Origin of the sequence: Natronosporangium hydrolyticum (assembly GCF_016925615.1) — a bacterium.
GTDB classification, from domain to species: domain Bacteria; phylum Actinomycetota; class Actinomycetes; order Mycobacteriales; family Micromonosporaceae; genus Natronosporangium; species Natronosporangium hydrolyticum.
Window position 1 is genome coordinate 3,356,037 of the sequence record NZ_CP070499.1, and the last position, 25,683, is coordinate 3,381,719.

At 70.8% G+C, this 25,683-nt stretch carries 23 protein-coding genes; 9 read left to right on the forward strand and 14 right to left on the reverse strand.

What is annotated here, in order from left to right; all coding sequences use genetic code 11:
* Positions 1–40: 40 nt before the first annotated feature.
* From whiA to rapZ, 3 genes are read right to left on the reverse strand one after another with little or no spacing between them, the layout of a single operon-like run.
* The gene (gene whiA / locus JQS43_RS14900; protein ID WP_239674990.1) at positions 41–1,021 is read right to left on the reverse strand and encodes a DNA-binding protein WhiA; all 981 of its coding nucleotides are present in this window, start codon (positions 1,019–1,021) and stop codon (positions 41–43) included.
* A gap of 33 nt (positions 1,022–1,054) precedes the next feature.
* Complete coding sequence (locus JQS43_RS14905; protein ID WP_239674991.1) at positions 1,055–2,020, reverse strand: gluconeogenesis factor YvcK family protein; 966 nt, start codon at positions 2,018–2,020, stop codon at positions 1,055–1,057.
* A 37-nt stretch (positions 2,021–2,057) separates the two neighbouring features.
* Positions 2,058–2,963: an RNase adapter RapZ gene (gene rapZ, locus JQS43_RS14910; protein ID WP_239674992.1), complete on the reverse strand. Its 906-nt coding sequence runs from the start codon at positions 2,961–2,963 to the stop codon at positions 2,058–2,060.
* 219 nt (positions 2,964–3,182) lie between these two features.
* Here rapZ and JQS43_RS14915 point away from each other — a divergent pair, with 219 nt between their 5' ends.
* Genes JQS43_RS14915 through JQS43_RS14925 form a run of 3 tightly spaced genes read left to right on the forward strand, consistent with a single transcriptional unit; the run spans position 3,183 to position 5,018 of the window.
* Entirely contained in the window at positions 3,183–3,878 is a 696-nt protein-coding gene (locus JQS43_RS14915; RefSeq protein WP_239674993.1) for a hypothetical protein, read from the forward strand.
* Entirely contained in the window at positions 3,871–4,506 is a 636-nt protein-coding gene (locus JQS43_RS14920) for a DUF6529 family protein (protein ID WP_239674994.1), read from the forward strand. The genes JQS43_RS14915 and JQS43_RS14920 overlap by 8 nt, the downstream gene beginning before the upstream one ends.
* A gap of 26 nt (positions 4,507–4,532) precedes the next feature.
* Positions 4,533–5,018 (forward strand): Rieske (2Fe-2S) protein, encoded by a 486-nt coding sequence (locus JQS43_RS14925; RefSeq protein WP_239674995.1) that lies wholly within the window; start codon positions 4,533–4,535, stop codon positions 5,016–5,018.
* 34 nt (positions 5,019–5,052) lie between these two features.
* Here the strand turns inward: JQS43_RS14925 and JQS43_RS14930 are convergent, their stop codons facing one another.
* The 4 genes from JQS43_RS14930 to JQS43_RS14945 all read right to left on the reverse strand — a co-directional run bounded on the left by JQS43_RS14930 (position 5,053) and on the right by JQS43_RS14945 (position 10,070).
* The gene (locus tag JQS43_RS14930; RefSeq protein WP_239674996.1) at positions 5,053–5,877 is read right to left on the reverse strand and encodes a lytic transglycosylase domain-containing protein; all 825 of its coding nucleotides are present in this window, start codon (positions 5,875–5,877) and stop codon (positions 5,053–5,055) included.
* A gap of 48 nt (positions 5,878–5,925) precedes the next feature.
* The gene (locus JQS43_RS14935; protein ID WP_239674997.1) at positions 5,926–7,314 is read right to left on the reverse strand and encodes a DedA family protein; all 1,389 of its coding nucleotides are present in this window, start codon (positions 7,312–7,314) and stop codon (positions 5,926–5,928) included.
* An 81-nt stretch (positions 7,315–7,395) separates the two neighbouring features.
* Complete coding sequence (locus JQS43_RS14940) at positions 7,396–8,982, reverse strand: family 10 glycosylhydrolase (protein WP_239674998.1); 1,587 nt, start codon at positions 8,980–8,982, stop codon at positions 7,396–7,398.
* Positions 8,983–9,074: 92 nt separating this feature from the next.
* Positions 9,075–10,070 (reverse strand): TerC family protein, encoded by a 996-nt coding sequence (locus JQS43_RS14945; protein WP_239674999.1) that lies wholly within the window; start codon positions 10,068–10,070, stop codon positions 9,075–9,077.
* Positions 10,071–10,387: 317 nt separating this feature from the next.
* Between JQS43_RS14945 and JQS43_RS14950 the strand changes: the two genes are divergently transcribed.
* Both JQS43_RS14950 and JQS43_RS14955 read left to right on the forward strand, forming a co-directional pair.
* Positions 10,388–10,990: a LemA family protein gene (locus JQS43_RS14950; RefSeq protein ID WP_239675000.1), complete on the forward strand. Its 603-nt coding sequence runs from the start codon at positions 10,388–10,390 to the stop codon at positions 10,988–10,990.
* A gap of 48 nt (positions 10,991–11,038) precedes the next feature.
* A complete protein-coding gene (locus tag JQS43_RS14955; protein WP_239675001.1) occupies positions 11,039–12,961 on the forward strand; it encodes a M48 family metallopeptidase in 1,923 nt (640 codons plus the stop codon).
* A 21-nt stretch (positions 12,962–12,982) separates the two neighbouring features.
* Here JQS43_RS14955 and uvrB read toward each other — a convergent pair whose 3' ends face one another.
* On the reverse strand, positions 12,983–15,121 hold the full coding sequence (gene uvrB, locus JQS43_RS14960) for an excinuclease ABC subunit UvrB (protein ID WP_239675002.1): 2,139 nt from the start codon (positions 15,119–15,121) through the stop codon (positions 12,983–12,985).
* A gap of 151 nt (positions 15,122–15,272) precedes the next feature.
* On the opposite strand from uvrB, the gene JQS43_RS14965 reads away from it, so the two are divergent.
* Together JQS43_RS14965 and JQS43_RS14970 are read left to right on the forward strand one after the other, a co-directional pair.
* Positions 15,273–17,348 carry an amylo-alpha-1,6-glucosidase gene (locus JQS43_RS14965; RefSeq protein WP_239675003.1) on the forward strand — a complete coding sequence of 692 codons (2,076 nt, stop codon included), beginning with the start codon at positions 15,273–15,275 and terminating at the stop codon, positions 17,346–17,348.
* A 339-nt stretch (positions 17,349–17,687) separates the two neighbouring features.
* Positions 17,688–19,211: a hypothetical protein gene (locus JQS43_RS14970; RefSeq protein ID WP_239675004.1), complete on the forward strand. Its 1,524-nt coding sequence runs from the start codon at positions 17,688–17,690 to the stop codon at positions 19,209–19,211.
* On the opposite strand, the gene coaE is transcribed toward JQS43_RS14970, so the two are convergent.
* Positions 19,212–20,402, reverse strand: a complete 1,191-nt coding sequence (gene coaE / locus JQS43_RS14975) for a dephospho-CoA kinase (RefSeq protein ID WP_239675005.1) — start codon at positions 20,400–20,402, stop codon at positions 19,212–19,214.
* Positions 20,403–20,543: 141 nt separating this feature from the next.
* Here coaE and JQS43_RS14980 point away from each other — a divergent pair, with 141 nt between their 5' ends.
* Positions 20,544–20,882 (forward strand): hypothetical protein, encoded by a 339-nt coding sequence (locus JQS43_RS14980; protein WP_239675006.1) that lies wholly within the window; start codon positions 20,544–20,546, stop codon positions 20,880–20,882.
* A gap of 62 nt (positions 20,883–20,944) precedes the next feature.
* Here JQS43_RS14980 and rpsA read toward each other — a convergent pair whose 3' ends face one another.
* On the reverse strand, positions 20,945–22,513 hold the full coding sequence (gene rpsA / locus JQS43_RS14985) for a 30S ribosomal protein S1 (RefSeq protein ID WP_239675007.1): 1,569 nt from the start codon (positions 22,511–22,513) through the stop codon (positions 20,945–20,947).
* A gap of 246 nt (positions 22,514–22,759) precedes the next feature.
* Between rpsA and JQS43_RS14990 the strand changes: the two genes are divergently transcribed.
* The gene (locus JQS43_RS14990; protein WP_239675008.1) at positions 22,760–23,563 is read left to right on the forward strand and encodes a class I SAM-dependent methyltransferase; all 804 of its coding nucleotides are present in this window, start codon (positions 22,760–22,762) and stop codon (positions 23,561–23,563) included.
* A gap of 9 nt (positions 23,564–23,572) precedes the next feature.
* On the opposite strand, the gene JQS43_RS14995 is transcribed toward JQS43_RS14990, so the two are convergent.
* Genes JQS43_RS14995 through JQS43_RS15010 form a run of 4 tightly spaced genes read right to left on the reverse strand, consistent with a single transcriptional unit; the run spans position 23,573 to position 25,667 of the window.
* Positions 23,573–24,049 (reverse strand): GNAT family N-acetyltransferase, encoded by a 477-nt coding sequence (locus JQS43_RS14995; RefSeq protein WP_239679451.1) that lies wholly within the window; start codon positions 24,047–24,049, stop codon positions 23,573–23,575.
* A 22-nt stretch (positions 24,050–24,071) separates the two neighbouring features.
* Entirely contained in the window at positions 24,072–24,473 is a 402-nt protein-coding gene (locus JQS43_RS15000) for an arsenate reductase ArsC (protein WP_239675009.1), read from the reverse strand.
* On the reverse strand, positions 24,460–25,269 hold the full coding sequence (locus JQS43_RS15005) for an aquaporin (protein WP_239675010.1): 810 nt from the start codon (positions 25,267–25,269) through the stop codon (positions 24,460–24,462). Before JQS43_RS15005 ends, JQS43_RS15000 begins: the two co-directional genes overlap by 14 nt.
* On the reverse strand, positions 25,266–25,667 hold the full coding sequence (locus tag JQS43_RS15010) for an ArsR/SmtB family transcription factor (RefSeq protein WP_239675011.1): 402 nt from the start codon (positions 25,665–25,667) through the stop codon (positions 25,266–25,268). Before JQS43_RS15010 ends, JQS43_RS15005 begins: the two co-directional genes overlap by 4 nt.
* Positions 25,668–25,683: the final 16 nt, after the last annotated feature.

Consider the following 25,683-nt stretch of genomic DNA (forward strand, 5'->3'; position numbering starts at 1 on the left):
CCTTCGGCCCCGTCGCCGCCACTGGCGACCCTATCCAATCTCAGGCGTGGAGCATCTCCGGGGTGACCGATGCGTCCGTGTCGGGAATTCCGAGTTCGGCGGCCCGTTTGTCCGCCAATGCCAACAGTCGACGGATCCGCCCGGCGATCGCGTCCTTGGTCAACGGCGGGTCGGCCAGCGCCCCCAGTTCCTCGAGTGAGGCCTGCCGGTTGGCCAGCCGTAGCCGGCCGGCGCTGGTGAGGTGATCCGGGGCGTCCTCGCCGAGGATCTCCAGCGCGCGGGTGACCCGGGCGGCGGCGGCGACCGCGGCTCGGGCGGACCGGCGCAGGTTCGCGTCGTCGAAGTTCGCCAGCCGGTTCGCGGTCGCCCGCACCTCCCGGCGTACCCGCCGCTCCTCCCAGGTGAGCACGCTGCCGTGGGCCCCGAGTCGGGTCAGCAGCGCGGCGATCGCGTCGCCGTCCTTGACCACGACTCGTTCGGCGGCGCGGACCTCCCGCGCCTTGGCGGTCAGCCCGATCCGCCGCGCCGCGCCGACCAGCGCCAGCGCCGACTCCGGACCGGGACAGGTGATCTCCATCGCACAGGAGCGGCCCGGCTCAGTCAGCGATCCGTGGGCCACGAAAGCGCCCCGCCAGGCCGCCACCGCGCAGCAGACCCCGCCGGCGACCACGTGCGGCGGCAGCCCCCGCACCGGCCGGCCGCGGACATCCAGCAGGCCGGTCTGGCGGGCCAGCGACTCCCCGTCCTTGACCACCCGGACGATGTAGTGGCTGGCCTTGCGCAGGCCGCCGGAGGCGAGCACGTGGATCTCGCTGGAATAGCCGTACACCTCGGCGATCTCCCGGCGTAACCGGCGCGCCACCGCCCCGGTGTCCAGCTCCGCCTCGACCACCACCTTGCCTGCCACGATGTGCAGCCCCCCGGCGAAGCGCAGCATCGCGCTCATCTCCGCCCGCCGGCAGCAGGGCTTGGCCACGTCAACGCGGCTCAGCTCGTCCTTGACCGCTGCGGTCATCGCCATCGTCTCACCTCGCGCGCGGTTGGTTGTATCTGCTTAACGAACGGCGGCCAGCACCGGCAACAGCGCATCGGCCAACCCGACCGGGTCGTGACGATGCGGCTGGTCGGCGGCGGCGACGGGGGCCAGCAACAGCTTCGCGCCGACGCTGCGCGCCGCCTGCCGCAGCGGCTCCGGGTCGTCGACTGAGCTACTGTCGCCCAGCACCACATCCACGGTCAGCCCGCCGCCGTACGCGGATAGCGCGGTGAGGTGTTCCGGCACGGTCAGGCCGGCGGTCTCCTGCTCCACCGACAGGTTGAGCAAGACCAGTCGTTGCGCGGCGCTGGCGCGGATCGCAGCCGCCAACTCCGGCACCAACAGATGCGGGATGACGCTCGTATACCAGCTGCCGGGACCGAAGACGAGCCAGTCGGCCTCCCGGACCGCCGCCACCGCCTCCCGGCAGGCCGCCGGCTCCGCCGGCAACAGCCGCAGCCCCTCCACCCGACCAGTGTTGATCGCAACCTCGTGCTGCCCCCGGACGGTGACCAGCTCGTCGGGGCGCGTTGGGTCACCCCCTCGGGCCTGCGCCTCGATCGCCACCGGCTCCCGCGACATCGGCAGCACCCGGCCGGCCGCGTGGACCATGGCGGCGGCGTGGTCGAGCGCGGCGACGGGATCACCGAGCAGCTCCATCAGGCCGCACAGCACCAGATTACCGACCGGGTGGCCGGCGAGATTGTCGTCGTCACCGGCGACCGGGCTGCGCGCGAACCGGTACTGGAACAGCTGCGCCGTGACCGCGCTCGGCGCCGCGTCATCGGCCAGCGCCGCCAACGCCTGCCGCAGGTCGCCAGGCGGGACGATGCCCCGCTGCGCCCGGATCCGACCGCTGGAGCCCCCGTCGTCACCGACCGTCACCACCGCGGTCAACTGCAGCCCCAGCGCGGGTCGGCAGCGTCGCAGCGCCCGCAGCGACGCTCCGAGTCCGTGCCCGCCCCCGAACGCAACCAGCTTCATCCGGCTCCACTCACCTCGACCAGACCCCCACCCAAGGTCACTCCCGCCCGAGGTCCCGGTGGTGAGCGTGGGCGGCGAGCCGCAGCTGGCGCAGCCGCCGGGCCATCTCCTCGGCGATCGCCACACTGCGATGCTTGCCTCCGGTACAACCCACCGCCACTGTCATATACCGCTTGCCTTCTCGTTCAAAACCCGGCGCGGTGGCGTTGACCAACCGAGTGCAGGTCTCCACAAAGGTGCGCGCCCCCCGGCGCCCCAGAACGTAGGTGCTGACGTCGGCATCCCGGCCGGTGCGCTCGCGCAACGAGGGCACCCAGTGCGGATTGGGCAGGAACCGGGCATCGAGCACGAAATCCGCGTCGGGCGGCAGGCCATACTTGAAGCCGAACGAGAGCACGGTCACCCGCAACCGGCGGGTGTCCTCCTCACCGAAGAGCTCCTCCACCCTCGCCCGCAGCTGGTTCGGATTGAGGTGGGTGGTGTCGATGATGACATCGGCCGACTCGCGGGCCTCCTGCAACAGCTTGCGCTCGGCGGCGATGCCGTCGGCGAGCCGCCCCTCGCCCTGCAACGGATGCGACCGCCGGACACTCTCAAACCGCCGGATCAACACGTCGTCCTCGGCGTCGACGAAGACCACCTGCGCCGGGTAGCCCCGCTCGGCCAGCGCCCGGATCGCACCAGCCAGATCGGTGGAGAACACCCGGCTGCGGACATCCAGCACCATGGCGGTGCGACGAACCGCACCGCCGGCCCGGCTGGCCAGCTCGGCCAGGTCGAGCAGCAGCGCCTGCGGCAGGTTGTCGACGACATAGAAGCCGACATTTTCCAGCGCGCGGGCGACCGTGCTGCGACCACCGCCGGAGAGGCCAGTGACTACCACGAGTTCACTGCCGCCGGAGGTCTCCTCGCCGGCCAGCGAGCTCGGCGATCCGTCGCTCACGGGTCCACCCTTCCTGTGCGGCTCGCGGCCGGCGCCACACCACGGTTAGCGCTCCGACCCATCATCGTATCTCTCCTACTACACCCCGCCCTGACCAGTGTCGCGACGATAACTTTGTGCACATCGGGCGACGACATCGCCGCTTTCGTGAATACGCCGATCGAACCCTCCAGGTTGCTGGGCCGTACCATCCGGCAGGCCACCTGCGGAGGGACGAGAATGAGTCGCAACGGACCGCTGTTCACACTGCTGGGAGGCGGCGCGCTCGCCGCGGTTCTCCTGGTCACCAGCATCAACGCCAGCAACGACGAGCCACCGAGCAGCGACCCGGCACTGGCCGGCGGCGCGGCGGAGCAGACGCCGGCGACCCCCGACGCCACCGGCGAGGCGACTCCGGACGGCACCCCGGAGCCGGATCCCAGCGCCGACCCCGGCGCCGGGGTGGTCGACGAGGAGGAGGCGGTGACCTATGTCGGGTGGACCGACGATGACGAGGCTACGGTCGCGATCATCGTCGAGGGCGACGAGGCTACCGCGTACGTCTGTGACGGCGACGCCGTGGAGGTGTGGCTGCGGGGCGACGCCAGCGACGGCGCCCTGAACCTGACCGCCGACGACGGCGACGTCCTGACCGGCGGCTACGACCAGGATCAGGCCGAGGGCGAGACCACCGCCGCCGGCTTCGACTACGACTTCACCATCGAACGGGTCGACGCGCCGGAAGGGCTCTACCAGGTAGCGGCGACGATCAGCGGCGCTGAGGTCGACGGCGGCTGGATCGTGCTGCCAGATGGCACCCAGGTGGGGCTACTGACCGTCGACGGGGTGACCCAGCCGGCGCCGGCGTTGGACCCCGGCACCGGACAGGTCACCATCGACGGGCGGCTGGTGGTCGCCGGGCGGCTCGGTGGCTGACCCGACCATGACCGGCCGTTACCGTGACCACCACCCCCGACTCCCGTCGCCGCCGCCGGAACGGATCGAGCCGCCGCCGGAGCGGCCCGCGTGGCAGCTGCTACTCATTCCGATGCTGGTCGGCGGATTGGTCGCGCTGACCCTCGGGGTGTACGGCAATGTCCATGACGGCACCGGGGTGGCGGTAAACCTCGCCGGCTTCCAGAATCATCCGGCGCCGACCTCGGCGGTGAAGGTCACCCTGAGCACCGGCGCGCTCGGCTTCGCCGTACTGCAAATCCTCACCGCGCTGATCATGTACGGCAAGGTGCCGGGGGTGGCGGCAGCGGACTGGTCGGGCACCGCGCACCGGTGGTCCGGGCGGCTGGCCTTCCTCTGCGCCGTTCCGGTGGGCATCCACTGTCTCTACGCCGCCGGGTTCCAGAGCTACGACGGCCGGATCTTCCTCCACTCGCTGGTGGGGTGCCTCTTCTTCGGCGCGTTCACGGTGAAGATGCTCGGTCTACGCAAGGACGGCATGCCGGGATGGTTCCTGCCGGTGCTGGGCGGCAGCCTCTTCACCGGCCTGGTCGCGGTGTGGTGGACGACCGCGATCCGGTTCTTCGAAAACTTCGGCTCCCCCATCTAGCCCGATCCCCCCTCACAGGAGCGATGATGTCAGAGCAACCAGCGCCGGGTGGTACGGCGCGGCGAGCGGTGCTGATCGCCGGTGGTGTCGGCGCCGTCAGCGCCGTCACCGGCTGCACCGTCTATGGCGGCCAACCCGCCGCGCCAGCGCCGCCGCCGCCGGCTGCCGACCCCAGTCAAGCTGGCGAGCAGTCGGCGGGTACCCCGCTCGCCGGCACCGAGGAGGTACCGGTCGGGGGTGGGCTGATCAACGAGGAGCACAGCGTGGTGATCACGCAGCCGGTCGCCGGCGAGTTCCGGGCGTTCAGCTCCGCCTGCACCCATCAAGGCTGCCCGGTCACCGAGATCGACGACGACGTCATCGTCTGCCGGTGCCACGACAGCCGGTTCTCGATCGAGGACGGGTCGGTGGTTCAGGCTGCGCAGGGGTCCGGGCTCACGCCGGAGACCCAGGACCCGCTGGCGGAGGTAGGGATCGTGGTCGACGGCGACACCATCGCGCTGCCCGCCTGAGCGGGCCGGCGGCGGGACCGTCGCCGAGCCGGACTCAGCTGCCGTGGCACGGGCAGTCGGTCAACAATGCCCGGACGTTCTCCACATAACGGGGATTGGGGACCGCCAGCCCGTCGCCGCTCTCCACCGCCGCCGGACCGAAGTTGTATCCGGCGATCACCGCGTTGAGCAGGCACGGGTCCAGGTGGTCGGCGCAGTCCGCACCGGCCAGTCGGTATGACCCCTCGAAGTGGACATCGCCGAAGTATTTGATCAACCAGGCGAGGTAGTTCACCCCGAGAGTGGTGTTGCCTTCGAGGGTGTGCGGGTCGTGGGAGACCTCGAAGCGTTGGTTGACGAAGTCGGCGGTGTCCGGCATCACCTGCATCACCCCGATCCCGCCGTCGCAGGCGATGATGTCGGACTGCCACCCGCTCTCCTGCCAGGCGATCGCCCGCACCAGCTCTGCCGGGACGCTGATCTCTGGCGCCGAGACCGGCCAGTAGGTCCGCCCCGCGGCCTCGGCCAACGCGGTCGCCACCGCCGACTGACTAGCCGGTTCACCATCCCGGGAGGCGATGCACTCGCCCTCGTGCCGGGGCGGCGGCGCTGGCGGCGCTGGCTCCGCGGGCGGTGGCGCCGGCGCCGGCTCCGGCTCGGACTCGGCGGCGGCCGACTCCGGTGCGGGGGTGACCGGCTCGCTCGGCGCCGGCCCTCGCCCTAGCCCCCAGCTCAACGGCCGGTCGGTCGGCGACGGCGCGGCCGACACCGACTCAGCCGCCAGGCTCCCGGTCTCGGCATCCGGATCGGCGCAGCCGGTCAACATCGGCGCCGCCAATAGCAGCGCCGCCGCCAGCCCAGCGAGTCGCTGGACGCCCACCACACCACCTCCTGGCCGGGTGCCCCGCCTTGCAGCTACAGCCCATCCCTACCGGACCTCGGCCACCGGAGACAAGGGGCTCGCCGGCTCGGGCGTGGCGTCGACCCGGGCCCGGGTCGCCCACGCGATCATGAACACCGAGGTCCAGAGCGCACCGAGCAGCACCGCCGTCACCGTCTCGCTCGCCGTGTGCCAACCGGGGTAGAGCCGGGCCGTGGCGAGGATCACCACCGCGATCACCCCCGCTGTCCACCCCGCCACCGCCCATGGCCAGCGGGCGTGCCGGGTCGCCAGCCAGGTCAGCGTGCACACCGCCGCGGTAGAAACCGCCACCTCCGTGGCGAACATCCCCCCTGGTACGACCGGGCGGGCGGGCGGGTCACCGCCGGTCAGATCGGCGGCGAGCGCGAGCAGCACCAGCGGCAGGAACGCTCCCGCCGATCCCAACACCCCGATCAGATCCCGATACAGCCGCGCCCGACGTCGCAGCGCCAGCGTCACTGCGACCACCGCCACCAGCAACACGAGCACCGACCCCCGCAGCACGGTGGTGACCAGCTCAGTGGCGGTCACTAGCGGTGCAACCCGCCGATCAGCGAACCACTGGTCGACCGCCGCGTCCGCCCGCCACAAGCCACTGTGGTCGACGGTCAGCTGGACCACCCAGGAGAGCAGCAGCCCTAGCCCGAGGAGCGCCCCCATCCCCACGATGAGGTTCACCACCAGGGCCCAGCCGGCCCCCCACCGGGCGGCCAGCGCGCCGGTGCGCCGCCGTAGGTACTGGGCGACAACGGTGGCATCCAGCCAGCTCAGCAGCGCCCGGACCGGATCCGGGTGCCGACCCAACCACCGGCCGGCCAGCACGATCCCGACGATCACCAGCAGCAGTAGCAGCAGCGCGGTGGTGGCTCGGCCGAACACCTCCGCCATTGCCTGGTAGGAGGCGCCGGCGAGGTAGCCCAGGGCGACCGAGGAGCCGACCGCGGTCAACACCCCGGCGGCGTTCCAGAGCACAAACTCCCGGTAGCGCATACCGGCGCTGCCCGCGAGTCGGGGCAACAGCGTCCGGACCCACGGCACCCAGCGCGCCACAAAGGCGCTGCGACCGCCCATCCGGTGCAGCATCCGGTCGGCCCGCTGCCACCGGTGCTCCCCGACCCGGACACCGAGCCAACTCCCCCGTACCCGGGGGCCATACTTGCGGCCGCTCCGCAACGCCAGCGCGTCGCCGATCATCGCCGCGCCGAGCATCAGGCCGAACGCGACCGCCAACGGCACCTCGCCGAGGTAGGCGAGGAAGCCGACGAACATGAGCGGAATCTCGACCGGAAACAGCAGTCCAAAGATGAACCCGGTCTCCCCCAGCACCAAGATCACTGCAAGCGTCAGCACCACCACGGCGGGCAGCTGCTCCAACACGTTCAGGACACTGGTCACCGCGCAAGCATGCCAGGCGGGCCGGCGCGGGCGCCGGGTCACACCGACCGGTGTGGTCGGCGACCCGGCGCCCGCCGGTCGTCAGGGCCGCGTCTGCAGCGGCCGGAACTGCGCCTCGGCGATCTCGCCAGCGGTGACGTTGACGACTCGCAGCGGCGGCCCGACCACGCCATTGGGCAGGTCGAGCGTGACCAGATACCGGCCGGGTTCGGCGTGCACGAAACCGAACCAGCCGTCGCCGTCGGTGCGCAGCGTCTGCGGCTCACCACCGCCCACGATCGGCGACAAGGTCACGGCCACGTTCGCCAGTGGCGAGCCATCCCGCAGCGTAAGCTCTCCGACGACGTGCCCCTCGGTCGGATCTGCCTTCCAGGGCATCTCCGGCACCGCCGCCGGTTCGCCGAACAATGCGTCATCACCGCTGGTCAACGCCGCCGCGAGCGCCTCCCGTTCGGCGTCGCGCGACTCGATCGGGCCGTCGACGTACTCCATGCTGGGGTTGGCGTAGGAGTAGCCCGCCCACCCGGCCACCGTGTTGCCGGCGTCGGTCGGGGTGAGCGCCAACTCGGCCTGGACGACGCTGTCCTCGATCGAGTTCAGGTAGAGGGCCGGCCCGTTGACCGTCTGCCGATCCCCCTGCCAGTCGGCGAGCACCTCGCTCCATTCGTCGTACATCTGGGCCTGCTCGGGCATCCAGTTGCGCTTGTAGTTCATCGCCACTGCGGTATCCATGAAGCCGCCGTCGAGCCAGCCCTTCCAGTCCTGCAGCACCTCGGCGTACGGCCGGGTCTGCTCCCAGGAGCCCATGGTCTGCGGACCGTACGCGTAGGTGACCGCATCCATCGACAGCCGGGCCTGCGGGTCGACCTCCCACATCCCCAGGTAGATCTTGCGGACCAGGTTGGTCATCTGGTCACGCCGCCAGTCGCTGAACTCCGCGTCGCTCGGCTCCGGAATATCGCTCCGCCCGGTGGCCTGCTGGAAGCGTGAGATCGAGACCTCGCTGTAGCCCCAGTCGCTGTACTCGGTGCTGGAGTTGAAGTCGGGGTAACGGACGTAGTCGAGGTTGACGCCGTCCACGTCGTACTCGCGCACGATGCTCTGCACCGCTTCGACGATGTAGTTCACCGCTGCCGGGTTGGCCGGGTCGATGTAGACGTTGTCGCCCATGAACTCTTCGCCGTCGACCCGCTGGTTCAACCACCGGTCGGCGCCCGCCGCGTCCGGCCCATGCTGATTGAAGACATGCTCCGGAGAACTCGGTGGAGTGGCCTGGTTCCACAACGTGTTCACATTCACCCAGGCGTGGACCTCGAGCCCGGCGGCGTGCGCCTGAGTGATCACCTCGTCCAACGGGTCGTACGGCGCCGGGTCGATGCCGGCGTCGGTACGCGGATACAGCGCCCGGTTGCAGAAACAGTCGTAGCGGCGGGCGGTCTGCACGATGAGCACATTCGCGTTGAGGTCGAGCGCGTCCTCAACCAGCTTGGTGACCTCGGCCGGCTGGTAGATGCCTTCGTTGAAGGCGTCCACCCAGTATCCGCGCCACTGCTGCGCGGGGTCGTCACCGGCCGGTGCGGCGGTCGCCGGCCCGACGCCGGCAACGCCGACGCTCGAAGCCAGCAGCGCGCACGCGGCCAGGCCGACGGTCAGTCTCCGTCGTATCACAAGGAGCCTCCTGCGGGGGTGAAGTGGACTAGACCTTGCTTCAGCCTTGCTCCCGTGAAGATAGGGCAGGACGGCCGATACGTCTAGACCACTCAGCCTTGCGGGGTCAGCGCGCGGCGCCGGTCCCGCGCCGACTTGACCAGGCTGGCACCCGCCGTCACCCCCAGAATCCCGATGATGACCAGCAGCGACAGCCAGATCGGCAGGTGCGGCGCCCAGCTGACGTGCTCACCGTTGTTGATGAACGGCAGCGTGTTTTCAGCGAGCGCCTCGAACACCATCTTGACCCCGATGAAGACCAACACCACCGCCAACCCGGTGGAGAGGTAGACCAGCCGGCTGACCAGACCACCGATCAGAAAGTAGAGTTGCCGGAGCCCCATCAGGGCGAAGACGTTAGCGGTGAAGACCAGGTAGGGCTCACGAGTCACACCGAAGATCGCCGGGATCGAGTCGACGGCGAAGATCAGGTCAGTGGTGCCGATCGCGATCATGACGATCAGCATCGGTGTGACCAGCCGCCGGCCGGCCTGCATCGTCGTCAACCGGCCCTCGGCGTAGCCGGAACTCATCGGCAGCACCCGGCGACTGAACCGGACCAGCGCGTTCTCCTTGAAATTCGCCGGATCGTCGTTGTGGCTTCGGGCGAGCTTCACGCCGGTATAGATGAGAAACAGTCCGAACAGGTAAAAGACCCACATGAAGTTGCTGACCAGCACCGCTCCGGCGGCGATGAAGACACCCCGCATCAACAGCGCCAGGATGATGCCGACCATCAGCACCTTCTGCTGATACTGCCGCGGCACCGCAAACCTGCTCATGATCAACATGAAGATGAAGAGGTTGTCCACCGAAAGGCTCTTCTCGATGACGAACCCGGTGTAGAACTCGGCGGCGGGGGTCGCGCCATAGCCTGCCCACACCCACAGGCCGAACACGCCGGCCAACGCGATGTAAAAGATCGCCCAGGACGCTGACTCGCGCAGCGAGGGCTCATGGGGGCGGCGGACCACCAGCGCGAGATCGATGATGAGGACAGCGATGAGCGCGGTGAGGGTAATCGCCCACACCCCGTACGACACATCCATGTGACGGATTGACCTTCCGGACGCAGCACCAGGCCCGGAGGTCTCTCCCGCCGCGGTGCGACGACACACACCGCAACCGGCGGCGCCGGGTCTGGCATGAGCTGCCCAGGTCCGTGTTGACGACGCCGCCGCTAGGGAATACTCCCCTCCTCGGCGCTAATGATCTCCTACGACCGACCTGGGCGCAACCGCGGGTCCCAGCCACATTGCGACCGGCCGCCCAGCGCACCACGACCACCCGGCTTGATCACCCGGCTTGGCCACCGGTTGCGCCAACTGCGTACGCTTGTCGCGGACGTGAAGTAAGGGAGCGGGTCATGGATATTGCGGTTCTCGCGGTGGGCTGCGTCGGGGTGGTCCTCATCGCCGTCATCGCGCTGTGGTTGGTCTCGGTCTACAACGGGCTGGTCCGCGCCAGAAACGCCTACAAAAACGCGTTCGCGCAGATCGACGTGCAGCTCACCCGGCGGCACGACCTGATCCCCAACCTGGTCGAGGTCGCCAAGGGTTACATGAAGCACGAGCGGGAGACCCTCGAGTCGGTCATCGCGGCCCGCTCCGGCGCCGTCAACGCCCAGGCCAACGCCGCGGCGAACCCCGGCGACCCGAATGCGATGCAGCAACTCGCCGGCGCCGAGAACATGCTGACCCAGACACTGGGCCGGCTCTTCGCGCTCTCCGAGAATTACCCGGACCTGAAGGCCAACCAGAACATGATGCAGCTCTCGGAGGAGCTCACCTCCACCGAGAACCGGGTCGCCTTCGCCCGGCAACACTTCAACGACTCGGTGATGCAGTACAACAACAAGCGCGAGGTCTTCCCGGCCAACCTGGTCGCCGGCATGTTCGGGTTCCAGCCGGCGGCGCTGTTCGAGATCGACGAGCCGGAGCAGCGGCAGGTCCCGCGGGTCTCGTTCTGATCCCACGCTTCCCACGCTGAACTCCGTGCCGAAAGGTCGCGCCAGAGCATGAACTTCTTCGAGCGCCAGCAGCAGGTCAAGCGGATGTCCGGGCGGCTGGTCCTGCTGTTCGCCCTTGCCGTGGTCGGCATCGTCGCCACCATCAACCTGGTCGCGCTGATGCTCTTCGGCGGCTTCGACCAACCCGCCGGCGACATCATCGGCATCGTGGTGACCGTCAGCCTGCTGGTGCTCGCGCTGATCGCCGGCGCCTCGCTGTTCAAGATGCTCAGCCTGCGCAGCGGCGGCGGCGCCCACGTGGCCCGGTCGCTCGGGGCCAAACCGGTCCCGGAGGACACCCGCGACCCGCAGCTACGCCGGTACCGCAACGTGGTGGAGGAGATCGCCATCGCCTCCGGGGTGCCGGTGCCGGAGCTGTTCGTCATGGAGGGCGAGCCCGGCATCAACGCCTTCGCCGCCGGGTGGTCGCCGTCGGACGCGGCGGTGGCGGTCACCCGGGGGGCGCTGGAGCAGCTCAACCGGGACGAGCTTCAGGGCGTCATCGGCCACGAGTTCAGCCACGTCGTCAACGGCGACATGCGGCTCAACATCCGGCTGATGGGGCTGCTCTTCGGCATCCTGGTGCTGGCCTTCGTCGGCCGGATCCTGCTGCACGTGCGCGGCGGCCAGCGCAACCCGGTGCCGCTGATCGGCCTGGCGATGCTCGCGGTGGGGTTCATCGGCCTGTTCATCGGCCGGATCATCAAGGCTGCGGTCTCCCGGCAGCGGGAGTATCTGGCCGACGCCTCGGCGGTGCAGTTCACCCGGCAGACCGCCGGGCTGACCGGCGCACTGAAAAAGATCGCCGGGATTCCCGCCGGTTCGAACCTGCGCAACGCCAAGTCCGAGGACGTCAGCCACATGCTCTTCGGCTCCGGCAAAGGGCTATCTGGCATGCTCGCCACCCACCCGCCGATCCTGAAACGCATCCAGGCGCTCGACCCCACCATCACCGAGCAGGAGCTGGCCCAGCTCCGGCAGCGGTACGCCCAGGCCCCGCCCTCCGGGGCACAGGAAGACCGGGCGATGGGCCTGACCGGCGGCGGCAGCCTGCCCCCGGCCGAGAGCACGATGAAGACCGCGCCCCAGGCGGTGTCGGCGTCGGTCGGCACGCCCACCGAAAACTCCTACGCGCAGGCCGGCACCATCCTGCAACAGATCCCGGCCGAGTTCCTGACCCAGGCGCACGACTCGGCCCAGGTCGTGCCACTCGTCTTCGGCCTGCTGATGTCGAGCCAGCACGAGGTCCGGGTCAACCAGCACTCGGCGCTGGTCGCCCGGCACGGCCAGCAGCTCGCCGACGCGGCGTGGCAGGCCGGCAGCTCGCTGACGTCGCTGCACCCGATGCTGCGGCTGCCGCTGGCCCAGGTGGCCTTCCCGGCGCTGCGGCACCGTAACCCGCAGGAGCAGCAGGTCATTACCGGCAGCGTGGAAGCGCTGATCCAGGCCGACGGGCGGCTCAGCGTCTCCGAGTACTGCCTCTCCCGGCTGCTCCACGAGGAGCTCTACGAGGCGGCGCACCGGCAGCCGTCCTGGGGGCGGCGGCGCTACTCGCTCTCGGCCAGCCGCACCGGATCGGCGACCATGCTCGCAACCCTCGCCCAGGCCGGCCACGAAGATCCGGCAGCCGCGCAGCGGGCATTCCAGGCCGGGGCGGAGCGGCTATTTCCGGGTCAGCGGCTCCCCTACGCCCCGCCCCAGGAGGGCGTGCGGTCGCTCGAGTCGGTGTGGCCGGCGCTCGACGGGCTCAACCCCGCCGACAAGGAGCTCCTGGTGCAGGCGATGGTCGACGTGGTGAGCCACGACGGCGCACTCACCGTCGCCGAGGCGGAGCTGCTGCGCACCATCTGCGCCATGCTCCACTGCCCCCTCCCCCCGATGATCACCTCGCTGAGTGAGCGCCCCCGCCCGGTCAGCCCCGACCAGGCATAGCGGCCGGCCACCGAGCCGAGGTCAGGCCGCGGCGTCCATCGCCCGCAGCTCCTTCTTCAGCTCGGCGATCTCGTCCCGGATCCGGGCCGCCACCTCGAACTGCAGCTCCCGGGCGGCTGCGAGCATCTGCTCGTTGAGTTCCTGCATCAGCTTCGCCAACTCCGCGCGAGCCATGCCCTCGGTCTCGGCCACCACCGCCCGATGTCGAGACCGGGTCTCCGGCACCGGACCCTTACCCCGGGAAACCTGACGGCCACCACCGCCGACCACCGCGCCGCCCGGACCGTGCCCGGCGAGCGCGCCCTCGGTGTCCTCGGCCTCCCGGTAGATGTCATCGAGGATGTCGTGGATCTTCTTCCGTAGCGGCTCCGGCGACCGGCCGTGCGCTTCGTTATACGCCACCTGTTTGATCCGACGCCGGTCGGTCTCCTCGATCGCCGCCGCCATCGACGGGGTGACCGTGTCGGCGTACATGTGGACCTGGCCGGAGACGTTACGGGCGGCCCGACCAATGGTCTGGATCAAGGACCGGCCGCTGCGGAGGAAGCCTTCCTTGTCGGCGTCCAGGATCGACACTAGCGACACCTCGGGCAGATCCAGCCCCTCGCGGAGCAGGTTGATCCCGACCAGCACGTCATATTCGCCCTGCCGCAGCTCGCGCAGCAGCTCCACCCGCCGCAGGGTGTCCACCTCGGAGTGCAGATAACGCACCCGGATGCCGTGCTCGAGCAGGTAGTCGGTCAGATCCTCGGCCATCTTCTTGGTCAGCGTGGTCACCAGCACCCGCTCGTCGCGGTCGGTGCGCTGCTGAATCTCGTGCATCAGATCGTCGATCTGCCCCTTGGTGGGTTTGACCACCACCTCCGGGTCGACCAGACCGGTCGGCCGGATCACCTGCTCGACCACCTCACCGCCGGACTGCTCCAGCTCCCACGGGCCGGGGGTGGCCGACAGGAAGACCAGCTGCCCCACCCGCTCCAGAAACTCGTCGAATCGCAGCGGCCGGTTGTCTTGAGCGCTGGGCAGCCGGAACCCGTGTTCCACCAGCACCCGCTTGCGGGAGGCGTCACCTTCGAACATGCCGCCGATCTGGGGCACGGTCACATGTGACTCGTCGATGATGGTCAGGAAGTCGTCCGGGAAGTAGTCGAGCAGACAGTACGGCGGCTCGCCGCGCTGCCGGCCGTCGATGTGCAGCGAGTAATTCTCGATGCCGGAGCAGAAGCCGACCTGGCGCATCATCTCGATGTCGTAGCTGGAGCGCATCCGCAGCCGCTGCGCCTCCAGCAACTTGCCGGCCCCCTCCAGCTCGGCCAACCGGTCGGCCAGCTCCGCCTCGATGTCGCGCAGTGCCCGCTCCATCCGCTCCGGGCCGGCGGTGTAGTGGGTGGCCGGGAAGATCAGCAGCTGGTCGGTCTCGCGCACCACCTCGCCGGTGAGCGGATGCAGGTAATAGAGCTTCTCCACCTCGTCGCCGAACATCTCGACCCGGATCGCCAGCTCCTCATAGGCCGGGATGATCTCCAAGGTGTCGCCGCGCACCCGGAACGTGCCCCGCTGGAACGACAGATCGTTGCGCGAATACTGGATGTCGACCAGCCGGCGCAGCAGCGCGTCCCGGTCGGTCTCCTCGCCAGCGGTCAGCCGCACCGCCCGGGCGAGATATTCGGAGGGCGTGCCCAACCCGTAGATGGCCGAGACGGTCGCCACCACCACCACATCCCGGCGGGTCAGCAGCGACATGGTGGTCGAGTGGCGCAGCCGCTCCACCTCCTCGTTGAGCGAGGAGTCCTTCTCGATGTAGGTGTCGGTCTGCGGGATGTAGGCCTCGGGCTGGTAGTAGTCGTAGTAGGAGACGAAATACTCCACCGCATTGTGCGGCAGCAGCTCGCGGAACTCCTTGGCGAGCTGCGCGGCGAGGGTTTTGTTCGGCGCCATCACCAACGTCGGACGCTGCACCCGCTCAATGAGCCAGGCAGCGGTGGCGCTCTTGCCGGTGCCGGTGGCGCCGAGGAGCACCACGTGGCGCTCACCAGCCCGGACCCGTTTCTCCAGGCCGGCGATCGCGTCGGGCTGGTCACCGGCGGGCTGGTAGTCGCTGACCACCTCGAAGTGGCCCTCCAGCCGGGGGATCTGGCTCCCGGGGACGTCGCTGCTCATGGGCTCCACGCTACGCGCTGCCCCCGACATCGCTTCCCAGGTCGGCCGCGGCTCGGCGCGGGTGCGGCGGTCGCCCGATCGAACAACCCGACGGATCCGGATAAATGTACAGTAAAGCCACTATTGTCCGCCCGACCGCAGGAGAGCTCAGATGCCGGCGCCGCTCGCCCAGCCGTACCTGCATGAGTTGGTCACCTGCGTGCAGGCGCCCACGCTCGCCCTCTCGGATCCCGACGGCCAGATCCGGACGGGCGGCGCCGAAGGGCTCTTCCACCGCGACCGGCGGATCCTCTCCGAACTCCTGGTCGACCTCGACGGCCAACCGCCGGTGGCGGTCGGGCACCACCAACCCGACGCCGCGACCGGCCGGTTCGTGTCGGTCGTTCGGCACCTCGGCGACCCCGGCGCCGACCCGACCGTCCGGCTGGAGCGGGACCGCCGGCTGCTCGCGGACGGCATGTGCGAACGGCTACTGCTGATCAACGACGCCAGGGAAGCCGTCACTACCACCGTCCGGGTCACCGCCGGGGTGGACTTCGCCACCCTCGGCGCGGTCAAACACGGCGAGCCCACCGCGATCGCCACCCCCCAACTGGCCGGCGAGGCGCAGGTGCGGTGGGAACACGGCAGCGCCACCTCGACGATGCACGCCACCGGAGAGCCGGAATGGGTGCCCGGCAGCGAGCGGGTCCTCCTGCACTGGCGAGTAACCGTGCCGGCGCACCAACGATGGAGCGCCACGCTCACGATCACCACCAGCTCCGTCGACTCGAACCCGGCCGCCTTCGCGCCGGCCGCCACCACGCCCGGATTCTGGCCGATCCGGGTGACCGGCCCGTACGACCTGGTGCAGCTGGTGGAGCGCAGCGTCTCCGACCTGGCGGCGCTGACCCTGGCCGACCCGGCGGCGCCGGCCGACGCGTTCGCCGCCGCCGGCAGCCCCTGGTTCCTGACCCTGTTCGGCCGGGACTCGCTGTGGACCGCCCGGTTGACGCTGCCGCTCGGCACCGACCTGGCGGCCGGCACGCTACGCGCGCTGGCCCGGCGACAGGGCACCCGGCATGACCCGGCCACCGCCGAGGAACCGGGAAAGATCCCGCATGAGATCCGCGGCGGCGTCGGCGGCGTGGGGGGTCTCCCGCCGGTCTACTACGGCACAGTGGACGCCACCGCGTTGTGGATCTGCCTGTTGCACGACGCCTGGCGATGGGGGATGCCGACCGGGGAGGTGGCGAGCTTGCTGCAGCCGCTGCAAGCGGCGCTGAACTGGCTGGTGGTCTCGGCCGACGACGACGGGGACGGGTTTCTCGACTACTTCGACCACTCCGGGCGTGGCCTGGTCAACCAGGGATGGAAGGACTCCGGGGACGCCATCCAGTTCCCCGACGGCACCATCGCCGAGCCGCCGATCGCGCTCAGCGAGGCGCAGGCGTACGCGTACGAGGCGGCGATGTCCGGGGCGGCGCTGCTCTCCGCCTTCGATCTGCCCGGCGCCGCCGACGCCCGGCGATGGGCGGCCCGGCTGGCCGACCGGTTCCGGGAGACCTTCTGGGTCGACGACGCCCGGGGCCGGTTCCCGGCGATGGCGTTGGAGGGTGCGAAGCGGCCGGTGCCGACCGCCGCCTCCAACCTCGGGCATCTGCTGGGCACCGGGCTGCTCGACCCGACCGAGGAGGAGTTGGTCGCCGCCCGGCTCCGCCAACCAGATCTGGACTGCGGCTACGGGCTGCGTACCCTCAGCGCGGATGCGACCGGTTTCAACCCGTTCGGCTACCACGCCGGCACGGTCTGGCCCCACGACACCGCGATCGCTGTCCGCGGGTTGATCATGGCCGGGCAGCCAGCGATCGCGGCCTCTTTCGCGACCGGGCTGCTGCGGGCCGCGCCTGTCTTCGCGCACCGGCTGCCAGAGCTCTACGCCGGCACCGACGCGGCCGCCGGCGAACCCGTCCTCGCCTACCCGGCAGCCTGCCGTCCGCAGGCATGGTCGGCCGCGGCCACGATCAGCCTGCTCCGGACCGCCCTGGGACTGCGGGTCGATGTCCCCAACCAGCGACTCACCGTCAGCCCGTGTCCGGAGCTGGCGGCCTGGTTCCCGTTGCGGATCAGCGGGCTACGGCTGGCCGGCGAGCCGCTCACCGTGACGGTCGACGCGGCCGGGGAACCGCAGGTACAGACCACCGCGCCGGTGACGGTGATCGCCTCCACCGGAAAGCTTGTTGTGTGAACAAGCTCACCGCGCTACCGTCGTATCCGTAGGCCGCTCGTGGCGGTCCACCGGCACACCGGCCCTCCACACCGGCCGGATCGACCGGTGCACCGGTAGCTGCCCCGGCATTCGTGTCGGCGAGCGCACCAGGTGTGGTCGTGCCGCGCGCAACATCAGCGCGGCGGCGCGATCGACCAGCCGCGAGCGGTCTAGCCCGTGACCAGCTCTCCGCCGCTGGCGCTTGCCCAACCGCCGCTAGCCCTGCTGCCGCTGGCCCGAGTCGACAACGAGCGGATCGCGGCCAAGCCGTCACCTCACCGAGTGGTGAAGCGTTCTTCTCGCCATGGGGGTCCCGCGATGGCTGTGACGACGCCTGCCCACGCCACCGTAACCGGCGAGCCCACCGCGCCGGCTCGGCCCCGGCGATGGCGCGGCAACCATCGCCGTCCCACCCGGCGCCCGTACCGATGGCTCCTCGGAAGCGCCCTCGCGGTCAGCGTCGCGCTCGGCATCACCGTGGCGGTCGAACCAGAGCTGTGGAGCCGCGGGGCGTCGTCGGAGAACGCGCAGGTTCGGCCGCTCTCCGAGGCCGAGGCCCAGCGGCTGGCGAACATGCGGCAACGCAACTGGGAACACCGCTGGAGCGGCATCGACGCCCGCGTCGCCAGCCCGACCGGCGCGATCCGGCTCACCGGCTGGCTGGACTGGCAACACCCGATGGTCTACGTCGGTCGTACCGAGCCCGGCAGTGACCAGATCACCGAACTCCTGCAGGCCGTTCCGGGACTGGTCGCACACCGCCCAGCCAGCACCGTCACCGACCGGCTGCCGCAGGTCCCCACCACCCCGCCGAGCGACGGATGGCGGCTACGCCGGCCCGGCACTGCTGACCCGGCCGGCGAGCCCGCCGACCCCGGCACCCTCGACACGCTGCTAGCCCTGTTGCTCTCGCTCGCCGCGCCGGGGGCCGACTCGGTGCCGCAGCTGACCGCGGGCGACTCGGCGTGGCTGCGCCGCGACCGGCTCGGCGAGGCAGAGGTCGACGTCCTGCTCGGCCCGGCGCTGCTGCCCGCGACCGACCACGATGGCCAGCCGGCGACGGCGGCCAGCGGCTCGGTGCAGTACTGGTTGGACGAGGATGCCCGGCTACACCGGCTGTCGGCGCTGCTGACCGGGCAGACGGTAGTCGACGTCGAGCTGAACCGACACGACCAGACCGCGCCACCGGTCCTCCACATGCTCGGCGGCGCCGCCCTCGACCCCCGGCCGGTCACGCCGTCCGAGGCGCAGACCCTGTCCCTGCTCCCCGTCCGCCACCAGCAGATCGGTGGCGGAGAACTCACCATCACCCTGCCCGGCCCCGGCGCGGAACGCCGCGCCACCGGTTGGTTGGACTGGCATCGCAACGTCGCGTACCTGGCGACTTACCGCGACGGCGCACCCGACGGCCTCGTCTGGGCCGACCCGGCGGGCGTCGCCCACCGGTTGGACCAACCGCCCCAGGCGGGGATGCCGCCGCTGCCGGCGCCACCGAGCGACGGCGGCTGGCGCTGGCAGCCCTGGTCCGAACGCGGCGACGACCAGGGCGGGTACGACCTGGACCTGCTGCTGCAAGAGATGCTGTCGCTAGCGGGTTGGTACCCCGACCCGGTCGCCACCGTGGCGGAACGGGCCCGGTGGCTGCGCGACGACACCCTCGCCGGGACCCCGGTGACGGTCTACGAGCTGCGCCGCCCGGCCGAGGCCGAGGCTCCGGCGGGTACCGGCCGGCTCCGGTACTGGGTCGACGAACAGGCCGGTGTGCTGCTGCGGCTGGAACTGCGCACCCGCGCTGGCGGCTTCGGCCAACTCGACCTCTCCCCCGGGCCGGTGCCGCTGTGACTACTGCGCTGGCGGCTGCCAGCCGCTCTGCGCCGCCCACTGCTGCGCCCGGGACCAGACCTCGGTAAACCAGGGCTCCTTGGCCGCCGCGTACTCGCTGGTACGCCGATGGGCCTCGGCGAGGACCCGCTTACGCTCGGCGTACTCGTCCCGAGCCGCCGGATCGGCCCGGAGCCAGTCGCGCAGCAGCAGGCTCAACCGCTGGCCGGGCGAGCCGGCCGGGCGGACATGCAGGTTGACCACCCGGCCCGGATCGGCCGACCCGTGTACCCGCTTGCGCCACGCCGACTCCTGCGGGGCATCCGGCTTGGGAGTGTCCACCCAGTCGCCGGGCAACGGCGGGAAGCCGGCCTCGGCAAGCTGGTCGGCCAGCGCATCGGCGGCGGCCAGATCCGGCACGGTCAGCTGCACATCGATCACGTCCTTGGCGGCGAGCCCGGGGATGGCGGTGGAGCCGATGTGGTGGACCGGCAGCTCCCCCGCGACCCGCCGGATCCGCCCCGCGAGCCGCGCGAACTGCTCGGGCCAGGTGGGATCGTAGGGGCGCACGGACAGCTGCTCCCCCACCGGCGCCGCACGGCGCAGCCGGAGGTTCTCCTCGTACGGCACCAACCGGTCGCGCCACACCGCGTCCACCGCGCCGTGCAGTTCGGCGAGGTCGGCGTCGTTGCGGAACACCACGTCGGCGGCGAGCCGCCGCTGCTCGTCGCTGGCCTGGGACCGGATCCGCGCCCGGGCTTGCGCTTCGGCCATCCCCCGGTGGCGGGTCAGCCGCACCACCCGGGTCGGCTCGGCGGCGGCGACCACGATTACCAGGTGGTACGTGGCGGCGAGGCCGGTCTCCACCAGCAGCGGCACGTCGTTGACGACGACGGCGTCCGGGGCCGCGGCGGCGGTGAGCTCGGCGGTCCGGGCGCGGACCCGGGGGTGGATGATCCCCTCCAAGGTACGGCGGGCGGCCTCGTCGGCGAAGACCCGCTCGGCGAGGGCCGCCCGGTCGAGCGCGCCGTGCTCGTCTACCAGCCCATCGCCGAAGGCGGCGGTGAGCTCGGCGAAGCCGTCGGTACCCGGGGCGACCACTGCCCGGGCGAGCTGGTCTGCGTCGATCACCACCGCACCGTGCCCGGCCAGTCGGGTGGCCACCTCACTCTTTCCGGCACCGATGCCGCCGGTCAGCCCGATCCGTAGCATCGGCCCAGTTAACCGGAGCCGGTGCCGACACGCGGAGCGGGGCCCCACCCACCACCAGGCGAACCGATATACCCTGTAATGCCGGATTTATACGAAAGTCGCTGATTTGTGGCGACCGGAGTCCTGGGGGAGAAACACAAGATGCCGACCCGGCAATCGGAATACCTGATCGTGACCAGCCTGCCCGGCGCGGCACCCCGCCGGCCTACCCGCCCCCGCCGCTGGTGGCGCACCACCGGTGGCCGGCACCGGCTGGGCACCCCCGGCACCACCCCCCGCTGCCACCGCGCACCCGCCCGCCATGACCGCGCCGGCCGCGGCCGGCACCACCGGCCCGCCCCCCGCTGGGGCGAGCGGCTCAACCAGCTGGCCCACACCGCCCGCTACGCCGTGGTGCTGGTCCTCGCCGGCAGCTTCGCCGCCAGCGCCTGGTACTCGGTCGCCGGGGCGACCGCCTTCGCGCAGATCATCCACCCGTAACGAAGACCGGTCCCGGAGCCGCAGCGCGGCTCCGGGACCGGATCGACTATCCGCCCGTCGGATCAGGAACCGGCGAGCTTCTCCTTCAGCGCGGCGAGCGCCTCGTCGGTCGCGAGGGTGCCCGACGGCTCGGCGGCCTGCCGGCCACCGCCCTGCTCACCCGCGGAGCGGCCGGACTGCGACTGGCCACCGCCACCGCCACCGCCGCCACCGCCGCCGTTACCGCCACCGCCGCTGGTGCCGCCGCCGTTACCGGTGGCCGGCTCCGCCGGCATCGCCCGGGCGGTCTGCACCTGCTTGGTGTGGGCCTCCCAGCGCGCCCGGGCCTCGGCGTACTGCCGCTCCCACTCGTCGCGCTGGGACTCGTACCCTTCGAGCCACTCGCCAGTCTCGGCGTCGAAGCCCTCGGGGTACTTGTAGTTGCCCTCGGAGTCGTACTCGGCGGCCATGCCGTACATGGTCGGGTCGAAGTGCTCCTCGCCCTCCACGAAGCCCTCGTTCGCCTGCTTCAGCGAGAGCGAGATCCGGCGCCGCTCCAGGTCGATGTCGATGACCTTGACCAGCACCTCGGAGCCGACCTGCACCACCTGCTCGGGGATCTCCACGTGCTTCTCGGCGAGCTCCGAGATGTGCACCAGGCCCTCGATGCCGTCCTCGACTCGCACGAACGCACCGAACGGCACCAGCTTGGTGACCTTGCCCGGCACGATCTGCTGGATCGCGTGAGTGCGGGCGAACTGGCGCCACGGGTCCTCCTGCGTCGCCTTCAGCGACAGCGAGACCCGCTCCCGGTCCAGATCCACGTCCAGGACCTCGACCTCGACCTCCTGGCCCACCTCGACCACCTCGGACGGGTGGTCGATGTGCTTCCAGGAGAGCTCGGAGACGTGCACCAGGCCGTCCACGCCGCCCAGATCGACGAAGGCGCCGAAGTTGACGATCGAGGAGACCACGCCCTTGCGGACCTGACCCTTGGCCAGCTTGTTGAGGAACTCGGTGCGGACCTCGGACTGAGTCTGCTCCAGCCAGGCGCGGCGGGACAGAACCACGTTGTTGCGGTTCTTGTCCAGCTCGATGATCTTCGCCTCAAGCTCCCGGTTGACGTACGGCTGGAGGTCGCGCACCCGGCGCATCTCCACCAGTGACGCCGGCAGGAAGCCGCGCAGCCCGATGTCGAGGATGAGACCGCCCTTGACGACCTCGATGACCGAGCCGCGCACGACCCCGTCCTCCTCCTTGATCTTCTCGATGGTGCCCCAGGCGCGCTCGTACTGGGCGCGCTTCTTCGAGAGGATCAGCCGGCCCTCCTTGTCCTCCTTTTGGAGGACCAGAGCTTCGACCCGGTCACCGACCGAGACGACCTCCGCCGGGTCGACGTCGTGTTTGATCGACAGTTCCCGAGACGGGATGACCCCCTCGGTCTTGTAGCCGATGTCGAGCAGGACTTCGTCCCGGTCGACCTTGACGACGGTGCCCTCGACGATGTCGCCGTCATTGAAATACTTGATCGTCTCGTCGATCGCGGCGAGGAATGCTTCCTCACTGCCGAATTCGTCGACGGTGACCTGCCTGGCAACGTCGCTGGCGTTGCCGATGGTGGCGCTCGAGGAGGCCTCGATGCTGCTCGTCATGTGGATTGATGCTCCGAACGGACGGTTGTCGTAGTGACGTCTGCACTGCCCGGCGGGGACCGCCGGCCCGCCCACCAGCTCGCCACGGCACAGCCCGATCGTCCTAGGAATAACCCGACATTTGCCGCGGCTCGCGAACCCGCTCCCTACCGGGGCACGCAGCTCGTGAACGCATCGAACAGCTTACCGTGCGCGACAGCATGCCGTGCAAGTCCTCCCCGAGATTGCCCTGGATAAGGTTTCCGGGTGGACCAACTCCGGGTCGCCCACAGCGACCTCAGCGACGCCGCCGCCCGCACCGCCAACCGCCGCTGGTGGGACGCGGACGCGGACGACTACCAGGCCACCCACGGCGAGTTCCTCGGCGACGCGGAGCTGGTCTGGTGCCCGGAAGGGCTCCGGGAGGCCGACGCGAACCTGCTCGGCGACGTCGCGGGGGTGCGGGCGCTGGAACTCGGGTGCGGCGCCGCCAGCGGGGCCCGCTGGCTCGCCCGTGCTGGCGCCGAGGTGGTGGCGCTCGACCTCTCCGCCGGGATGCTCCGGCACGCCCGAGCCGCCGCCGACCGTACCGGGGTGACGGTGCCGCTGGTGCAGGCGGACGCGCTCGCCCTGCCCTTCCCCGACGGCTGCTTCGACCTGGTCTTCACCGCGTTCGGGGCGGTGCCGTTCGTGACCGACTCGGCGGCGCTGCACCGAGAGGTGGCGCGGGTGCTGCGCCCCGGCGGCCGCTGGGTCTTCGCGGTCACCCACCCGATGCGGTGGATCTTCCTGGACGACCCGACCGAACATGGACTGGTCGCGGTCCGGTCGTACTTCGACCGGACCCCGTACGCGGAGTACGACGAGGCCGGCGAGCCCAGCTACGTCGAGCAGCACCGGACCGTCGGCGACCGGGTACGGGAGCTGGTGGCCGCCGGGTTCGTGCTCACCGACCTGATCGAGCCGGAGTGGCCGGCCGGCCACGAACGGATCTGGGGCCAGTGGAGCCCGCTCCGCGGCCGGATCTTCCCCGGCACCGCCATCTACTGCGCGCACCTCACCCCTTCTTAGCCGCGGCGGTTAGTGGATCACCGGGCTGCGCCGCTCCAACAACAGCACGTCCCGCCAGCGACCGTGGTGGCGGCCGATCCGCTCGCGACGGCCCACCACCCGGAACCCGACCTTCTCGTGCAGCCGGAGACTGGCTGAGTTCTCCGGGAAGATCCCGGTCTGGATGGTCCAGATTCCGGCGGCCTCGGCCCCGTGCACCAGGGCCCGCAGCAGCGCCTCCCCCACCCCCCGGCCACTCGCCGCCGGGTCGATGTAGATGGCGTCCTCGGCCACCCCGGCGTAGACCCGCCGCGGCGAGACCGGCGACAGCGCCGCCCAGCCGAGCACCTGGCCGGTCTCTGGTGCCACCGCGACCAGCCGATGCTCGGCGAGCTTGCCGGCGCAGAAGGAGGCCCAGTCTGGGGCCCCGGGCTCGAAGGTAGCCTCGCCGGTGTCGATCCCGGCCTGGTAGATGGCGAGCACCGCCGCCGCGTCCGCGTCGAGCATGGCTCGAATCCGCACCGTCAGGTCACTGCCCCACGAGCTCAGCCAACAGCTGGCGTACCCGGGCGTCGATCTCGTCCCGGATCGGGCGTACCTCGGCCACGCTCTTGCCGGCCGGGTCGGGCAACTGCCAGTCCAGGTAGCGCTTGCCGGGGAAGACCGGACAGGCATCCCCACAACCCATGGTGATCACCACGTCGGAGGCTGCAACCGCCTCGTAGGACAGCTTTGTCGGCACCTCCTGCGAGATGTCCACACCCCACTCGGCGAGCGCCGTGACCACCGCGGGGTTGACCGTCTCGGCCGGCTCCGAACCGGCCGAGGCGACCCGGACCCGTCCGGCGGCGTGGTGCGTCAGCAACGCGGCGGCCATCTGGGACCGACCGGCGTTGTGGACGCAGACGAAGAGCACCTCAGGTTCGGACATGCCGCTCCTTCCTCGATGATGACCGGTCCGGCCACCACAATCTGACCAGAGCGGCGCCCAGCAGGGCACCGCCGAACTGCGCCGCGATGAAGGCCGGGGCGGCGGCCGGGGCGATACCGGCGAAGCTGTCGGTGAAGACTCTGCCCACGGTGACCGCCGGGTTGGCGAAGGCCGCGGAGGCCGTGAACCAGATCGCCGCACCGATCCAGCCGCCGACCGCCAACGGGATCGCGCCAGTACGGCCGGTGCGGCTCAGCGCGCCGATCACCAGCACCAGGCCCGCGGTCGCGACGACCTCGCCGACCCACTGCCCGACCCCGGTCCGGGCGGTGCTGGAGAGCGCCACGGTTGGCAGCTCGAACATGACGTTCGCGACGACCGCACCGGCGGACCCGCCGGCGAACTGCGCGGCGAGATAGCACCCGGCGTCGGCGGCGGCGCCCGGCGCGCGCCGCTCCCGCCACCAGGCGAGCACGGTGACCACCGGGTTGAGGTGAGCCCCGGAGACCGGTAGGAAGACGGCGATCAACACCGCCAGGGCGATCGCCACCGCGATCGAGTGGTACGCCAACTGGGCCCCCACGTCATCGGGGGTGAGCCGGCTCGCGGCCGCGCCCGAACCGACGATCGCGGTGACCAGCAGCCCGCTCCCGACCGCCTCGGCGAACGCCCGCCGCCAGCGGGGCAGCTGGCGAGCTGGCAGGTCGCGGCTCGGCACCGGCAGCGGCGCCTGCTCGACCGGCGGCGCCTGGGCGCTCCGGGCCACCTGACCGCCGGACACGGTGGGGCTGCTCACCGCGGCCTGCGCAGGCTCGCCGCCGGCCACGGCCCGGATCCGGTGCCCGCCTCGACAGCCGCCCCGGTCGCCAGCACCGCCGCCAGTTGGTCGAGAGCCGCCGGAAGCACCCGGTAGAAGATCCAGCTGCCGCGGCGTTCGCCGTCGATCAGGCCGGCTTCGCGGAGCACCCGAAGGTGGTGGGAGATGGTCGGACCGCTGAGCTCGAACGGGGCCGTCAGGTCGCAGACGCAGACCGGCTCCGGCTGGGAGGCGAGCAGCGAGAGCAGCCGCAGCCGGACCGGATCACCCAGCGCCTTGAACATCGGCGCGAGGACCGCTGCGGGGGCTGCCGGCAGCGGCGCGGAGGTCAGCGACGGGTAGCACTCGGCCGCTGGGGGTGCCGGCTGGTTAGTCACCCGTCTAATTTGACCG